Source organism: Paenibacillus sp. JT31N17, assembly GCF_056269255.1.
On record NZ_JBWDNP010000005.1, the window covers coordinates 443,440 to 459,470 of the forward strand.

Consider the following 16,031-nt stretch of genomic DNA (forward strand, 5'->3'; position numbering starts at 1 on the left):
CTGGCGCTGTCCTTGGAATATATGGATCAAGTGCTGCGGCGATAGGGTCAATGCCCCTAATGACAACAGGTTTGCTGGTTGCGGCTCACGGCTTTAGGGTCAGATCAACGTACCGCCCAGAGTGCTATTGCCGCTGCAGCAATATGTTATTTAAATATAGATCGGCTGTACCTGGTTGGTTTGCTCACGGTTGCGGCCAACGGAGAAGATCGAGATTGGGATGCCTGTCAGCTCCGAGACGCGCTCCACATAACGGCGGGTATTCTCCGGCAGATCGGCAAGTGTCTTCACATTGGAAATATCCTCGCTCCAGCCCGGCATTTCCTCATAGACCGCTTCGCATTCGGAAATGAGCTTCAGGCTTGCCGGATATGTCTCAATGATTTGGCCGCGCAGCTTGTAGCCGGTACAGATTTTGACCGTTTCCAGGCCGGACAACACATCCAGCGAGTTAAGCGAAAGTCCTGTAATGCCGCTGACACGGCGCGCATGGCGGACAACTACGCTGTCGAACCAGCCGACGCGGCGAGGACGGCCCGTAACGGTACCGTATTCATGGCCGCGTTCACGGATCCAGTCTCCTGTTTCATTATTCAGCTCAGTCGGGAAAGGACCGTCGCCCACACGTGTTGTATAAGCCTTGGCTACGCCGATAACCTGTTGAATCTTCGACGGGCCAACGCCGGAACCAATGCAGACGCCCCCTGCCGTCGGATTGGATGAAGTGACGAACGGATAAGTGCCTTGGTCAATGTCGAGCATAACGCCCTGCGCGCCTTCGAATAGAATGCGTTTTCCGGCATCAATGGCATCATTCAGTACAACAGACGTATCCGTCACATAATGGCGAAGAATCTCCGCGTATCCCAGATATTCTTGAAGGATAGCCTCGCAATCCAGCGGCTCGCCGCCGTAGACCTGTTCAATCATCTGATTCTTCTCTTTCATAATCACGCGGAGTCTGCTCTCGAACTCCTCAGGGTCCATCAGATCGGCGATCCGAATGCCTGCACGGGCGGCTTTGTCCATGTAGCACGGGCCAATTCCCTTGCGTGTGGTCCCAATCTTGTTGTCGCCCTTGCGCTCTTCTTCCAGACCGTCCAGCACCAGATGATAGGGCATGATGACATGCGCGCGGTCGCTGATTTTCAGGTTCTCTGTACTGAAGCCGTTATCTTGAATATATTTAATTTCGTCGATGAGTGCGGATGGATTGATGACCATGCCGTTACCGATGACGCTCACTTTATTCTCGTTAAAAATACCCGATGGAATCATCGTCAGTTTATATTTTTTATTACCGATAAGAATCGTATGTCCGGCGTTGTTTCCCCCTTGGTAGCGGGCTACGACGTCCGCGCCTTCTGCCAGAAAGTCAGTGATTTTCCCCTTGCCTTCGTCTCCCCACTGCGTTCCGACCACAACTACTGTTGACATAGTTATACCCCCATTCGACGTTAAGCGCACATCGAAAATTACCGCCATTCGCAGGCAGCATGTTCAGTTTAGCAGGCACTCCCAGCAAAGTCAATAAAAAACGAACAATTGTATGGCTGCCCATATAATTGTTCGGAATTGTCTTGTCTTATTTCCACAAGCCTCCTATTACGATGCTTGTCCAGGTTCCTGATGCGAACGGTCCAGCCCCACAAACTTATTATAATTTTTTAGAAAAGCCAGCTCGACCGTGCCGACAGGCCCGTTCCGCTGCTTGGCGATAATAATTTCAATGATATTCTTCTTCTCCGATTCCTTATCGTAATAATCATCCCGATAGAGGAAAGCCACAATATCCGCATCCTGCTCAATAGAGCCGGATTCCCGCAGATCGGACATCATTGGCCGCTTATCCTGCCGCTGTTCAACGCCCCGGCTTAGCTGTGAGAGTGCAATAACCGGCACTTCCAATTCGCGGGCAATCTGCTTCAGTGTCCGCGAGATTTCGGAGACTTCCTGCTGGCGGTTCTCTCCGGCCTTGCCCCGGCCTTGAATCAGCTGCAAATAGTCAATCAGAATCATGCCGAGGCCCCGCTCCTTCTTCAGACGGCGGCACTTGGCGCGGATATCGGCTACGGTAATCCCGGGTGTATCATCGATATAAATTTGAGCCTCGGAGAGCGAACCGATTGCCATGGTCAGCTTCTCCCAGTCATCGCCCTCCAGATATCCGGTACGCATTCTTCCCGCATCGACGTTGGCTTCCGCGCAGATCATCCGCTGTACCAGCTGCGCCGCCGACATCTCCAGACTGAAGATCGCAACGGTCTCGCGCGCACGCACGCCCACATTCTGAGCGATGTTAAGCGCAAAAGCCGTCTTCCCGACGGAAGGCCGGGCAGCCACGATGATCAGATCATTCCGCTGAAAGCCTGACGTCATCTTGTCCAGATCACTGAAGCCCGAGGGTATCCCGCTCGGTCCGCCTTTGTTGGTATAGAGATGCTCGACGCGCTCGAATACTTCCATCAGCACATCGCGAATGGAGATAAACCCCGTACTGGACCGGCGGTTGGACAGCTCCATAATCCGCTGCTCCGCTTCATTGAGCAGCATGCCAACATCGTCCGCGGCCGCATATCCGTTGGAAACAATCTGCGTTGCCGTCCGGATCAGGCGGCGCAGCATGGATTTCTCCTCCACGATCTGCGCGTAATAATCGACGTTCGCCGCCGTTGGAACCGAATTGGCTACTTTAGACAAGTAACTGACTCCGCCCATTTCCTCCAGCTGCTGCCGGTCCTGCAAATATGCCGTCAGCGTCACCAGATCAATCGGCTGGTTGGCCTCGCCGATTTCAACCATCGCCTCATAAATCAGCTGATGAGCCGGGGAATAGAAGTCTTCGCTGCGCAGCCGTTCCATGGACGTGATCAGCGCTTCCGCATTCAGCAGAATAGCGCCGATTACGGCCTGCTCCGCTTCGATATTTTGCGGCGGAACACGGTCAAACATCAGCTCATTGCTCATCTGCTTGTTGAACCCCTTTACCCGTTATTATTCCTCTGCCGCCTGAACCTTCAGCTTCGCTTTCACTTCCGGATGCAGCTTGATCAGCACCTGGGTGACGCCAAGCGTCCGAATCGGCTCATCCAGCTCAATTTTCCGCTTATCGACCTTGACCGCATGTCCCGCTTCCAGCGCTTCAGCGATTTGCTTGCTTGTAATAGCGCCGAATAACCGGCCGCCTTCACCCGCCTTGGTCTTGACGACGACAGTCAGCTCTTCCAGCTTCGCCGCAAGCGTCTTGGCGTCTTCCTTTTCCTTGTCCTTGCGCTTTTGTTCCGATGCCGTCTGCAGTTCAAGCGTCTTCAAATTGCCGTCCGAAGCCAGTTTGGCCAGCCCTTGCGGAAGCAAAAAATTGCGTACATACCCTTCAGATAAATCCTTGACATCGCCCTTCTTGCCCTGCCCCTTAACGTCCTTCAATAAAATAATTTTCATTCGAATAACCCCTCTTCCTTCTCGATTTCTTGCAGAACCTGTTTAAGCCGCGCTGCCACTTCCGCAACGGTGCCTTCCTGCTGCACCGCGGCATTGGTGAGATGTCCGCCGCCGCCCATCCGCTCCATGACGAGCTGAACATTCATACTGCCAAGCGACCTGGCGCTGACACCGATCAAGCCGTCCTGCCGCTGACCGATCACGAACGAGGCCAATATGTCTGTCATGTTCAGCAACGTGTCTGCCGCCTGGGCAATAAGCAGCTGTGAATACTGCCGGTCCTGCTCGGTTATCGCAATTGCAATATGCTCATAGACGATCTCCGCATGCTTGATAATCTCCGCTTTCTTGATGTACTCGGTCAAATCCTCCTTCAGCATCCGCTGAATGAGCATCGAATCGGCTCCGTTGCGGCGCAGAAATGACGCAGCCTCGAACGTCCGGGAACCGGTACGCATGGAGAAGCCTTTGGTATCGACTGTAATGCCTGCCAGCAGCGCGGTGGATTCGCGGACATCCAGCATGACCCGGTCATGAATGTACTGCAGCAGCTCCGTTACCAGCTCGCAGGTGGAAGACGCATAGGGCTCCATATAGACCAGAATAGCGTTATTAATAAACTCTTCGCCTCTGCGGTGATGATCGACGACAACGATCTTGCTTGTCAGCGTCAGCAGCTTGGGCTCCTTGACCATGGAGGATTTATGCGTATCGACTACAACAGCCAGCGTTCCCGAATCAATTAGTCCCATTGCCTGCTCGGGGGATATGAACCGTTTATAGATCCGCTCTTCTTCCCTCAGCATCTCCATCATCTTCTGAACCGCGGGATTGAAGCCCTCAATGACAATAAAAGCTTCCTTGTTGAACATTTGAGCCGCTTTCAGAACACCGACAGCCGCGCCGATGGAATCCATATCCGGCATCTTGTGGCCCATAATCACCACATTCTCGCTCTCCTTGATCAAGTCCCGAAGCGCATGGGCGACTACCCTTGCGCGGACGCGCGTCCGCTTCTCCACCGCGTTGGACTTGCCGCCGTAGAAGGATTGGCGCTGCCCGACCTTAACCGCCGCCTGATCACCGCCGCGTCCAAGCGCAAAATCCAGACTCGTCTGGGCCCACTGCCCGAGCTCGACAATACTTTCCGCACCTGCGGCGAACCCGATGCTGAGCGTCATGGGAATCTTGATCTCGGCGGACATCTCCCGTACTTCGTCAAGCAGGACAAAACGCGATAGCTCGAGCTGCTTCAAGGTCTTCTGATTGGTAATAATCAGAAAACGGTCGGAGGTGAGGCGCTTCAAATACAGATGGAACTTGCTCGCCCAATCTGTAATTTCCGCGGTTGCCCTGGAGAGAAGCGCGCTGCGCTGCTGGTCATCCATGCCCTGGGTCACCTCTTCAAGGTTATCCATCATGACAATGCCAAGCGCAATTTTCTCTTCCTCATAACGCTTCGCCAGCTGCCAGCGCTGGGTGATATCGCGAATATAGAGCAAACGCTCATCGAACCGGAACATCAGCTCATAGACCGAGCCGCCAATTGCCGTCTCCAGCGTGCCCTCCCGCTCCTTCGCCTGCGACAACGTAGGAAAAAGTTCATCCATCGACTCTCCGATGACAGATTCCTTCTCCAGCATCCGGCTGACAAAGCTGTTATGCCACTCCACCTTGTTGTCCTCGTTGTATAGAATGATGCCAAACGGCAGCTCGCTTGTCACCTCGCTCCCGGCTTTTTTGACCCGGTACGACAATGTTCCCAGATAGGTCTTCAAGTCGCGGCGAAAAGCGCGCTCGGCCAGAACCGAATAGACGCCAACCGCAGCCGCAAATACAAGGCTGATCAAACCATACAACCAATCATACCAAGCCAGCGTTATTGTAAGCACAATAATCAGCACGAATGCCCATAGCTGGTGCATTCCATGCCATCGTTTAATTAGAAACTTCGGCATTCATCATTCGCCCCTGTTGTCAAGGTTTCTTAAACGCTTTGCGGATCGGAAAACCGGCATCAATTACACCGATCAAGCTAAGCGGCGGGAAAAAAGCAACAAGCGCCGACAGCAGCAGCGGCACCGCCTTGTTCCATTTGCGTTCATGGGCGATAAAGAAGAAGAAGCCCATCGCCTGAATGGAAAAGGCGAGACGCATAAGCGGAACCAGATTAAGCAGTGTAACCGTCAGAAAAGAATCTCCTCTGTCCGGTGTCGCCATATCGACCAGGAGTACGATGAGATAATAAAAAACAAAAATTCGCGGAAGCATCCAGTCTTTGGCGGGCTGCAGCTTGGGTACCGATACGCCCAAGGACCGCAGCACAGGCCTTGCAATGGCATGCGCAATGACCGCCAGCACGAACGAAACGGTAATAAACGCCATAGGAATGGAGTGGATCAGCATTTGAATGTACGACTCTGTCAGTTCCGCATTCCATCCCGCCGGAAGCAGACCATTCGCACTGAGCTCGCTTACCGTATCCATAATTAATTGACGGATTTCACGAAGCAGCGAGAAGTCAAGCAGCACATCAAACAGAACCAGCTCCAAGAGGAGTAACCCCAGCAGGGTTAACAAGGTCGTTGTCAGCACCTTGCGGGCCGATGCCCTTTTGAGATACATATGTCCCATCACGATTGCCGGTACAAGGAAGAAAAGACCTACGATTAGTGCCGCATAACCGATTACCGCGACTGCGACAGCATATACAACCAGCATATGCAGCGCGAACGCCCGCCTGGACAATGTGGTGTACAAAATAACGGTCGGCACCATCATCACGGCAACAATTAAAGCATTGAACAGCGGAACTGCGATCGCTAGTAATAAGAGAAGCGCCGCTGCGCTCCATAAAATAGATTTTATGCCGGTTTTCAAACCGTTCACCTCTTGCTTGGTTACTTGTACACAGCTTTAGCTTTACTCCACATTATAACATAAAACCCCAGACAACACAGAGTGCGTTGTCCGGGCGTTCTCATTTCCTCGCGCGCGAATGGTCCAAACTCGCTCAGGAGCTGATCCTTACGCTTCAATAGACCAGGTATCACCGTCGTTTTCAGGCCTCAAGCCTATGGACTCAAGGAATGATAAGGGTACGAACGCACGTGCTCCGATGGACAAGAGCTCAAACGTGGCCGCTTCTGATTTCGCCAGATAGCCGCGATCCAGCATAAGCTCGCCCTTGGCGGGCGGCTTTGTCGGATCGGCTGAAGTGTCCCCGCCTGCGCCTTTGGCGATGGTGAAGGTGTGAGCCAGCTCGTCCCATGTGATGCTGTATTGGTGTTCGCCGAGTGCGGCCAAATCCACATAGGTCGCATCATTATAGCGGATAAGCGGGTAGCTTCGCTCTTCCCATTGCAGTGCGCCTGCCGTTTCCCCTACACGGTCAAAATGACTGCGTACCGGCTTGCCAGCACGGATTTTTTTGTTCAGCTTCCCGTTCTCGAGGGCGATCTGCCCGTTAACCAGCACATAGTTGATGCCGGCGGACATGATATCGGGATGCTCCACTGTAGACTTGTCATTAATCGTGTTGTAATCGAAAATGACCAGATCCGCATCCATGCCTTTGGCGATCCGGCCTTTCTTGCGCAGTGCCGGGGCCTGTTTCTCCAGCCGCTGCGCAGGCAGGAGGCTCAGCTTGGCAATCCCGTCCATCAAGGACATTACATTCTGATCGCGCACATACATGCCGATGGTCCGGGCGAAGGCGCCCGATGCCCGTGGATGATTATTGAAGCCCGGCTCCAGAATCGCGTCGCTGCCAATCATCACATAGGGCGACTGGAAGGCATCGACAATGGCTTCAGGCGGAATCGCATACGCGACCGCGAGCTTGCCCTGTTTTTGATACATGCTGAAGGTTTTATCCGTCAGACGCTCCGTCGTGCCGGCAATTTGCAAATCTTTGTACGTGATGCGGAAGCGCTCCTGCCAGCCTTTGTCAAAACGGGCCGAGTTCAGATAAGTGCCCCAGTAATTATAGGGATAGGTACAGGCCGTTATATCGAAGCCCTGCTCCCTTGCCTTGTCGATAATAGCCAGCGCCTGAGGCATCGTAAAAGTTCCGCCGGTGCTGTTGATATGATCAATATGTACGGCAGCTCCCGTTTTCATGGCATAATCCACAAGCTCCTGCGTGCCTTCCAGCTCCGTTCCCGGCTGCTCCATGTCGGAATAACGGCCATGAAAATAGACGGGAACGTTATATTCACGGGCAAGCTCCATCAGCGGCACCACTTCCTCCGCAGAGATCCCCGGCACATATTCAAGACTGAAGGAGATGCCCAGCGCCCCATCGTTAAGCGCCTGCTCCGCCTGCTTGCGGATTTCCTGCACCTGTTCGGGCTTCGCCGCGTCATATCGGCCCAGCTTGAACTGATTGCGCGCCTGCGTATAGAAGAATGAGGCTCCAAAATGGACCGGTGTCTCATTGCGTTCGTAGTAGCTGTACCACTGCTTGGGCGTCAGCGTTCCCCCATGCATCGCGATATTCGCCGTAACGCCGTCTCCGATCTTCTGCCATACCCCAAGCGGATTCGGGTCATACGAGAGATTGTCAATGAAGCCGGGAGAAACCACAAGACCCTTGGCATCAATCTCACGCGTCCCCTGCAGCGGCCTGGATGTGACTATACCGATCTTCCCATCCTTGATTCCCACGTTCAGCCCTTCCTGATCCAGCTTCGTCTCCGGATTGACGACTCTGCCTCCTGCAATGACTATGTCATACAGGATAGAGGTATCGGCATCGGTTACTTCACGTTCAAGGGCTTCGGCCGGACTTGGCGGTTCAGCTGCTGCATTTTCTTTGACGCCTCCCGTGCCGCCGGTATTGGGAGATGAGTTGTCCTTTCCTGCCTGCCCGCCCTCTTGGCTTGTCCCGTCTGCGGCATTCCCCGGTGAACCTTCATCAGGTTGAGAATAAGAGTAGACGAGATAGCCGGCCAATCCAATAATCAATATGGCCGCAATGGCCATAAACGCGCGGAACGGCCCCCTGCCGCCCCGCCTATGTTGTTCGTTCCTGTTCATTTTACGCGTGCCCCCGCTCTATCTATATAATAAAAAACACCGTCCCCCACAGGAGGACGGTGCCCGTTTACCAACTGTTTCCTATATCGTACTATGCTTCAGGTCCGAACGCAATTCGCTCCACGCTCACCCTGCAGCCATTTCCTCTTCATCCACGGATTTGCCGCTTACGATTATTTTCTCGCAATAGTCAATAATGTCGCTGCGTCTGACAATTCCGATAAACCGGTTCATATCGTCAATAACAGGTACGAAATTCTGTACTTTTGCCAGGGAAACCAGGTCTTCCATATTGGCATCGATGCTGACTGCCTTATTGGCCAGGCGCATATCGATATCCGCAAGCTTCACTTTATGGGTCTGATCAAACGATACATTCGGATTATTCTTCATAAACCATAACAGATCACCCTCGGTCAATGTACCGGCGTATCCACCGTGATTATCAAGGATTGGAACTGCCGTGTACCGGTGATGCTCCATTCTCTCCAGCGTTTGGCGCAGCGTTGCGTCTAATGTCATACAGACAACTTCTTGTTTTGGAAGTAAGAAAAATGCAATATTCATTCCATCATTCGCCCACTTTCGTACTAGTCGGTCTAAACTGCGGATCGATCGCTCTTGGGCACTAAACTTACTGTTCTCCAGCCGCGGGGGAAGCATCAGTGGACGCCGAGGAAGTCGATGCGGACAATGATTTCACCGGCTTCTCCGTCTTGTTCTGATATTCTTCAGGAAGCGGCAGCTGGTCCTTCTGCGTTGCAGGGTTCAGCCAAGCTTCGATCAATCCTTTACTGCTTGCAAGATCATCTTCATCAGCAAAAAAGTACCAGATTCCATGGTCGGTCAACCGGCGCCCTTCCCCTTTGAGTGTATGGCTGTATATCGTGCGGTTATCCGATTGAAGCATATTTTTGGCCAAATCAATCATATGCTCCGGCGTCAGGTCTGTGCTGAAATTCTTGCCCATAATATCAATAAGTTCAGGTATCTGGCTCCACTGCCCTACTTGAGCCGCTTTGTCCATAATGGCATTCAGGAACACCTGATGCCGTCCGGAACGGCTTGTATCACCACCGGCGTCTTCCCGGTAGCGCACATAATTAAGCGCGTCCTTGCCGTTGTACAAATCCTGCCCGGCTTTAACGACAAACTTCTCGTGATCAGCTTCTTTATTGACCAGATCCTCCGTAATAGGCAGGGCAATACCGCCCATCGCATCAATGACATCACGGAAGCCTGTAAAGTTAATTGTAGCATAATGGTCCACCTTGGCGCCAAACAACTTCTCAACCGTTTCCACGGACATTTTGGCTCCGCCAAATGCGTAAGCGTGCGTTATTTTATCTTCATAGATATCGCCTGACTTTGTTTCCTTACCCACAATTTCCGTATACGTATCACGGGGAATCGATATCATCAGAATGGCTCCGTCCGCCGGCCTGATCACGGTGTAGATCATGGTATCGGAGCGGCCGATTTCCTTATCCCGCTGATCCACCCCCAGCAAAAGCAGGGAAAACGGATCCTCTTTCTTATACACGACAGGCTGCGGTACCGGCCGGCCTTCGAGCGGCTTATAGGAATTCTCCAGCTTCTTTTCCACCTTTTTGGAAAGAAAGGCATCAAATCCCCACAGAGCCAGAGCGGTCCGGTTATAGTACCCGGCAATCCCGGCAACTATTACAAAAGTAAGGATGGCGATCAACCATTTTCCTTTTCGAGATAATCGACCTGTTGGTTGTGTCATGTGCTTCAAGCACTCCTATTCATTAAGATCGGCATTCCTGAATGAGGCGCATAATAGTCCCCTTATCCTTAAAGATAAACTGTTCCTTCACTAGTTTAAACGATTATTTTCGACCGAAAGTTACAATTCATTAACGATTTGTGAATGCTGCCGGATAATCATTCTCCAATGCCTGTTTCTGCCGCTGAATAGCATAGATTTGGTAGTAGTAGAATACATTACATAGAGACTTTAGTTGGGAAGGGTGATTATTCATGGCGCCGGATCCGTCTTCAACCGGACTTGACCCCAAAGTAGCCGGACTGCTTTGTTACCTTGGCTGCTTCGTTACCGGGATATTATTTCTCATTCTCGAGAAAAAAAGCCGCTTCGTTAAATTTCATGCCCTGCAGTCCATCTTTGCCACTGTTGCTCTTATTGTTATTAATATTGTACTTGGTTTTATTCCCGTACTTGGCTGGCTTATCGGACTTCTTCTTACACCGGCCACCTTCGTGCTATGGATCGCGCTCATGCTGTTTGCTTTGCAGGGCCGTTGGTTTAAGTTACCCCTAATTGGTGACTATGCACAGGATCAAGCCGGAAAATTTTAAAGATGCATGAAGTTCCTTCAGCGGTGCCATGGTAACAGCAATCCGCTCCCGCGGGCAGTGAGCCTGTGCGGCCAAATGCTTATTTAATCCGGGAGCTTGTCAGGCAAATTCAGCAGCTCGGGAACAGTAACGAACGTATAACCCTGATTGGTCAAATCGGGTATTAATTGTTTGAGTGCTTCGATCGTGTTGGATAAATGGTCCTTGCCGCCCGAACAATGCTGCAAAATAATACCACCGGGATACAGCTCTTTATGAATTAATGTCATGATTTCATCTGTCGGAGTGCCCGACCAATCCGTAGTATCAACGGACCAATCAATGATATCCATCCCCTTCCCGTGAATAGCTTTTTCCTCTTCCTTGGAAAGCGCCCCATAGGGAGGGCGGACTATGCTGGGATAGTAACCAACGATGGATTTCAATTCCTCCTGCGCATCGTCTATCTGCTTCAGCGCTTCCTCTGTTGGGATTTTGTCAAAATGCGGATGTGACCATGAATGATTGCCGATCGCATGACCTTCCTTCTCAATACGGCGCACCATATCCGGATGTGCCTTCGCCTGGGTTCCAATAATAAAGAAAGTAGCCTTGATGTTGTTTTTCTTCAGGATGTCCAGAATTTTCGGAGTGGCTATCGAATCGGGGCCGTCGTCGAAGGTCAAAGCCACTTTCTTTCCTTCAGACGGCCCGTCATAAAATATTTTATGGGGGCTTGGTTGAATAACAGCCGGTTTATTGACGACAGGCTCTTCCTGTCGGGGCTTCTCCGGCTGAGCTGCGGCAATTGGGGCCGTCTTTTCCTCTTTACCGGAAAAGTTATCTCCAAACGCGACTATAGTTCCACTGATTATAAAAATGAGGAATAAAAAGGGGACGATTCTGAGCTGCCTTCTGTTCATTCGATTCATTCGGTTCATTCTCATTCGAGTGACTCCTTTTTAGCTAACGCCAGTTGGAATAGAAGCTACTCTTAAGTTATAAACCTCAGATATCTCCGCAACGTCTATAATTTGCAACTAATTTGTATCTATTTATAATCGGAATTATAGTGAACTGTATTGTACTATCTATGATTGATGTGAAGACCTACCTTCTTCGTCATGAATATGTATGACAAACAAAAAAGACAGCCGCCATAAGCGACTGTCTTCTTTGTTTGTGAACATGCTGTTTCCAATCTATTCCGTTGTGTATGGCAGCAAAGCTACTTGACGCGAACGTTTGATGGAAATGGTCAGCAGACGTTGGTACTTCGCACTTGTTCCGGTTACACGACGCGGAAGGATCTTCCCGCGTTCGCTGATAAATTTACGAAGCAAGTCCGTATCTTTATAGTCAATGTGTGTAATTTTGTTAGCAGTGAAGTAACATACTTTACGGCGCTTGTTACGGCCTTTACGGCCGCCGAATTTGCGTTCTGGACGCTCATCGCCACCACTATCTCTTTGTTTGAAACTCATTGTTCATCCGTCCTTTCATTTAGAATGGCAAATCATCTTCCGATATATCGATCGGGCGTCCGTCATCTGAGAACGGATCGCGATTGTCGTTCCTCGGTGATCCTCCGGAACGGCCTCCACCGCCTTGCGAACCTCCGCCGCCGTAGCCGCCGCCTTGATTGCCGCCACCTTGCGAGCTTCCTCCGCCTTGGCCGCCATAGCCGCCGCCTCCACTGCTGCCTTCCTCACGCGAATTTCCGCCATCGCGGTTAGGAGACTCCAGAAAACGCACGTTATCAGCAATAACTTCCGTCACATAGACGCGCTTGCCTTCGTTGTTCTCATAGTTCCTGACCTGGATACGGCCCTCGACCGCGGTTAAACGGCCTTTGCGCAAGTAATTGGCGCATGTTTCAGCCAGCTGACGCCATGTGACAATCGGGATAAAATCCGCTTCCCTCTCGCCTTGACCACCACTGGTAAAAGGACGATCCACAGCAAGCGTAAATTGCGTTACCGCAACGCCTGCGGGTGTATAGCGCATTTCGGGGTCCTTTGTTAATCTGCCAATGAGAATAACCCGGTTCAACATCGTTTATCGCCTCCAATCGAACAATCCTTGCGTTAACGTATCGCTTGATTAAGCAACGTCTTTGACGATCAAGTAACGGATAACTTCATCCGTAATTTTCATGACGCGGTCAATTTCAGCAATAACTTCAGAAGTTGCGTTGAAATGGACCAGAACATAAATACCGTCACGAATCTTGTTGATCTCATACGCAAGTCGGCGTTTGCCCATCACGTCATGCTTTGTGACTTCTCCGCCGTTTCCGATGATGCCTTGGAACTTGTCGGTGATTGCTTGAACCGCCTCTTGTTCCACATCTGGACGAATGATATACATCACTTCATATTTGCGCATTTGTTTCACCTCCTCTTGGACTAGCGGCCCCCGAATGGGAGCAAGGAGCGAGTTTTAACTCGCATACCTAACTACTATATCAATTTACAGGGCTCCTGGCAAGCAAGCATTTCGGCTGCATCCTCTTCCGTATTCTTCCGTTCATGTTCTGCTCGCCGCATTCACACACTAATGTGCCGGGTTGTACAGCCGGCCAAATCTTATGTAGGTGGTGCCAAAGACAATGGGTGAATGGACCGAGTTCAGACCGGGTGACCGCGCTCCTAATGAAGGAACTTATATTGAGGTAGGAGAAGCTTCCTTCCATATGGGAATCAACAACCCCAAGAAGGTACATTTGGATAAAGGCGAGAAATTTCCAAGCACATCCAACAGCGACCGCAAGTGGAAGAAGATGACTCATTAATCGAAGCTGGAAGAACCGGCTAATGCCGTCTTTAGGCGAATGAGCCAAGGTTTTACCTTTATAAATATAAGCAAAGTATAGATCGAAATTGTACTTTCTTATATTTTAAAAAATTTCATGCATAAGAAATCGTCCGGTGGAGCATCATAGGTTTGACGGTGTAAAGAGAGGTGTGGTTCCGTTGGACCTTATGGAGCAAGGACCGCAAGGTAATGTTGTTCACTCAGCTTAGAAGCAAAGGGTTGTGCCAAAGACATTGTCTGCAACACACATGCGCCGGATAAAAACGGCGTACCGAGGTTTCTAACCAAAAGCATGAAGTGTAATACGTGTGCCTATTCAATGAACCACCGTCAGGAAGAGCTCGCAAGAGCTCTTCTTTTATATTTATACTGCAGGATGAAAATAAAAAAGACGATTCATGGATGAACCGTCATCTTAGGTAAGTTATGGCGGAGAGGGTGGGATTCGAACCCACGCACGCTGTGACACGCCTAACTGATTTCGAGTCAGCCCCCTTGGGCCTCTTGGGTACCTCTCCATTTGCGTCAGCGAGAATTATCATATCATGATGCCCGTCCGATTGCAAGCCAAATATTAGTGACTTTGCTCCCCGACCGGCCCATCCGGAGCTGCGGCTGAACGCAGCACTTTTTTCATGTTTTTCTCGAATTTTGCCCGGGGGATCAGTATACTGTGCTTGCAGCCCACGCACTTGATTCGAATATCCATTCCCATCCGGATGATCTCCATCTCGTTGGTTCCACAAGGATGCGGTTTCTTCATTTGTACAACATCGCCGAGCTCAAATTGTTTACGCTCCATCCGCATTCTCTCCACTCTTTTTTCTGTTTCAACTGATTTTTTTCAAACTATCCTCTACTGCTGCAAATCCTCAAATATGAACCTGATTATAACCGCCCTCCACCTGCTCAAACAATCCCCTTATTTCCACATGCTCATTCACAAGAATCTGGTTCACCTGGATCAGCTCTTCATCTGGAAAATGAATCGTCAGCGCACATCCGGCTGTAATTTCCTTCGGAGTGGGAAACAGGTCTATCTCAATATCGGCATATTCTAGCAGCATCTCCGCCCGCAGCGCCTGTTGTGTAGAATCAAAAGCAATCAGCATGCCTTGCGCCTCCGCTCATTTTTATCCTTATTAGTGGTATGATGAACCGGCTCTAGATTCCTCTGCAGGCAGTGCAAGCGCCCTCCATCCCGTACAACGGAACGATGCTATGCAATGCGCACCTTTCTGATGTTTCAAGTATAAAATGGTTGTCCCATCCATATACTAGTAACACAGATAGACGGGAGGAGATTCTATGAAATTAGCAGGAACGAAAGATACCCCTTTGAAAGTGCCTTATACCGAGCCGAACGTCTCCGTCATGCTCGTCAATCGACTGATGTATCTTCTTGATCATGTGCCTTCAGACCGCAGGCTGGTTGTTGTCTGCGTGGGCACTGACCGTTCCACAGGCGACGCTCTGGGCCCTCTGGTAGGCGCCTCGCTCAGCAAGTACCGCAGTCCGTACTTCGACCTCTACGGCACGCTTGAAGAGCCAGTACACGCGATGAATCTGGATGAGACTCTGCAGGACATCAACCGTTTCGTCCACAAACCCTTTGTCATTGGAATTGATGCTTGCCTTGGCCAATCTACCAGCGTCGGATGCATCCAGGTGGGCAGCGGACCCGTTCGCCCCGGAGCCGGGGTAAATAAAGAACTGCCGCCTGTTGGTGACATCCATATTACGGGTATCGTCAACGTTGGCGGCTTCATGGAATATTTTGTGCTGCAAAATACCCGGCTTCATCTGGTTGTGCGTATGGCGGATATTATCGCGCAATGCCTGTTCTCGGCTATTGTCAAATCCGTTCGATCCGCTTCTATTCCGGCTGCGACGCCAGAGTAATCGCCTGCTGCTCCTCCGGAGTCAATGGATAGGGAGACTCTCCCCGCTTCAGCGGTTTGACGTACATAAACGTCTGATCGCGGCTGTGAAGACCGGTCATGACCATACCGTCATTCTGTTCGTTCACAATGGCAAGTGAAAAGCTAAGATCATTGCCTCTCTCCGCAAAGGCGTTATAGCGCTGCAAGCCTATATTGCCCTTTTTCATTTTGAGCGCGTGCTCGAACGTTTGAAGAGCAGCACGCACAGCCGTGCTATTTTGCTCCTGCAGGTCGAGTCTTTCCTTAATGCTTATAATAACCTGTTCCAGATCATTTACACCGGTCTCACCCATAAACCGGGCATAGCTGGCTGTAAGCTTCTTCAATCTGCTGCCTAAACGTAACGTTCTAATGAAAAGAAACAGGACGGCAAGGACCAATGCGACCGTTACCCAATCCATCGGCCGTTGTATGACTACTTCCATCTTAAACTTCGCTCCCCCACTTGTCTGCCCATAAGAGCTGTCC

At 50.9% G+C, this 16,031-nt stretch carries 18 protein-coding genes and 1 tRNA gene; 3 read left to right on the forward strand and 16 right to left on the reverse strand.

Features of this window, described 5'->3' with window-relative positions; translation table 11 throughout:
* Nucleotides 1–150 precede the first annotated feature (150 nt).
* The 8 genes from AC0YOB_RS19755 to AC0YOB_RS19790 all read right to left on the reverse strand — a co-directional run bounded on the left by AC0YOB_RS19755 (nt 151) and on the right by AC0YOB_RS19790 (nt 10,231).
* Nucleotides 151–1,437 (reverse strand): adenylosuccinate synthase, encoded by a 1,287-nt coding sequence (locus tag AC0YOB_RS19755; RefSeq protein ID WP_475794205.1) that lies wholly within the window; start codon nt 1,435–1,437, stop codon nt 151–153.
* A 168-nt stretch (nt 1,438–1,605) separates the two neighbouring features.
* Nucleotides 1,606–2,967, reverse strand: a complete 1,362-nt coding sequence (gene dnaB / locus AC0YOB_RS19760) for a replicative DNA helicase (RefSeq protein ID WP_210046623.1) — start codon at nt 2,965–2,967, stop codon at nt 1,606–1,608.
* A 27-nt stretch (nt 2,968–2,994) separates the two neighbouring features.
* Nucleotides 2,995–3,441: a 50S ribosomal protein L9 gene (gene rplI, locus AC0YOB_RS19765; RefSeq protein WP_210046622.1), complete on the reverse strand. Its 447-nt coding sequence runs from the start codon at nt 3,439–3,441 to the stop codon at nt 2,995–2,997.
* Nucleotides 3,438–5,399, reverse strand: a complete 1,962-nt coding sequence (locus AC0YOB_RS19770) for a DHH family phosphoesterase (RefSeq protein WP_475794206.1) — start codon at nt 5,397–5,399, stop codon at nt 3,438–3,440. Before AC0YOB_RS19770 ends, rplI begins: the two co-directional genes overlap by 4 nt.
* Nucleotides 5,400–5,418: 19 nt before the next feature.
* A complete protein-coding gene (locus AC0YOB_RS19775) occupies nt 5,419–6,321 on the reverse strand; it encodes a DUF2232 domain-containing protein (protein WP_475794207.1) in 903 nt (300 codons plus the stop codon).
* 147 nt (nt 6,322–6,468) lie between these two features.
* A complete protein-coding gene (locus AC0YOB_RS19780) occupies nt 6,469–8,481 on the reverse strand; it encodes an amidohydrolase family protein (protein WP_475794208.1) in 2,013 nt (670 codons plus the stop codon).
* Between the two features lie 126 nt (nt 8,482–8,607).
* Complete coding sequence (locus tag AC0YOB_RS19785; protein ID WP_475794209.1) at nt 8,608–9,048, reverse strand: CBS domain-containing protein; 441 nt, start codon at nt 9,046–9,048, stop codon at nt 8,608–8,610.
* 67 nt (nt 9,049–9,115) lie between these two features.
* Nucleotides 9,116–10,231 (reverse strand): LCP family protein, encoded by a 1,116-nt coding sequence (locus tag AC0YOB_RS19790; RefSeq protein WP_475794210.1) that lies wholly within the window; start codon nt 10,229–10,231, stop codon nt 9,116–9,118.
* 254 nt (nt 10,232–10,485) lie between these two features.
* On the opposite strand from AC0YOB_RS19790, the gene AC0YOB_RS19795 reads away from it, so the two are divergent.
* The gene (locus AC0YOB_RS19795; protein WP_210046616.1) at nt 10,486–10,824 is read left to right on the forward strand and encodes a DUF4870 domain-containing protein; all 339 of its coding nucleotides are present in this window, start codon (nt 10,486–10,488) and stop codon (nt 10,822–10,824) included.
* 83 nt (nt 10,825–10,907) lie between these two features.
* On the opposite strand, the gene AC0YOB_RS19800 is transcribed toward AC0YOB_RS19795, so the two are convergent.
* The 4 genes from AC0YOB_RS19800 to rpsF form a co-directional block, all read right to left on the reverse strand.
* Entirely contained in the window at nt 10,908–11,750 is an 843-nt protein-coding gene (locus AC0YOB_RS19800; protein ID WP_475794211.1) for a polysaccharide deacetylase family protein, read from the reverse strand.
* A gap of 255 nt (nt 11,751–12,005) precedes the next feature.
* Nucleotides 12,006–12,287: a 30S ribosomal protein S18 gene (rpsR, locus tag AC0YOB_RS19805; RefSeq protein WP_189000309.1), complete on the reverse strand. Its 282-nt coding sequence runs from the start codon at nt 12,285–12,287 to the stop codon at nt 12,006–12,008.
* Between the two features lie 19 nt (nt 12,288–12,306).
* Nucleotides 12,307–12,858 (reverse strand): single-stranded DNA-binding protein, encoded by a 552-nt coding sequence (gene ssb / locus AC0YOB_RS19810; RefSeq protein WP_475790639.1) that lies wholly within the window; start codon nt 12,856–12,858, stop codon nt 12,307–12,309.
* Between the two features lie 48 nt (nt 12,859–12,906).
* Nucleotides 12,907–13,191 (reverse strand): 30S ribosomal protein S6, encoded by a 285-nt coding sequence (gene rpsF / locus AC0YOB_RS19815; protein WP_475794212.1) that lies wholly within the window; start codon nt 13,189–13,191, stop codon nt 12,907–12,909.
* 223 nt (nt 13,192–13,414) lie between these two features.
* On the opposite strand from rpsF, the gene AC0YOB_RS19820 reads away from it, so the two are divergent.
* Entirely contained in the window at nt 13,415–13,597 is a 183-nt protein-coding gene (locus AC0YOB_RS19820) for a YjzC family protein (RefSeq protein WP_475769390.1), read from the forward strand.
* 450 nt (nt 13,598–14,047) lie between these two features.
* Here the strand turns inward: AC0YOB_RS19820 and AC0YOB_RS19825 are convergent.
* The 3 genes from AC0YOB_RS19825 to AC0YOB_RS19835 all read right to left on the reverse strand — a co-directional run bounded on the left by AC0YOB_RS19825 (nt 14,048) and on the right by AC0YOB_RS19835 (nt 14,732).
* Nucleotides 14,048–14,138 (reverse strand) — tRNA-Ser (locus AC0YOB_RS19825).
* Between the two features lie 56 nt (nt 14,139–14,194).
* Nucleotides 14,195–14,422 (reverse strand): DUF951 domain-containing protein, encoded by a 228-nt coding sequence (locus AC0YOB_RS19830; protein ID WP_475794213.1) that lies wholly within the window; start codon nt 14,420–14,422, stop codon nt 14,195–14,197.
* 70 nt (nt 14,423–14,492) lie between these two features.
* A complete protein-coding gene (locus tag AC0YOB_RS19835; protein WP_210046610.1) occupies nt 14,493–14,732 on the reverse strand; it encodes a putative Se/S carrier protein in 240 nt (79 codons plus the stop codon).
* A 196-nt stretch (nt 14,733–14,928) separates the two neighbouring features.
* On the opposite strand from AC0YOB_RS19835, the gene yyaC reads away from it, so the two are divergent.
* Nucleotides 14,929–15,522: a spore protease YyaC gene (gene yyaC, locus AC0YOB_RS19840; RefSeq protein WP_210046609.1), complete on the forward strand. Its 594-nt coding sequence runs from the start codon at nt 14,929–14,931 to the stop codon at nt 15,520–15,522.
* Here the strand turns inward: yyaC and AC0YOB_RS19845 are convergent.
* Nucleotides 15,497–15,988: a DUF4446 family protein gene (locus AC0YOB_RS19845; RefSeq protein WP_210046608.1), complete on the reverse strand. Its 492-nt coding sequence runs from the start codon at nt 15,986–15,988 to the stop codon at nt 15,497–15,499. The genes yyaC and AC0YOB_RS19845 overlap by 26 nt on opposite strands.
* Nucleotides 15,989–16,031 lie beyond the last annotated feature (43 nt).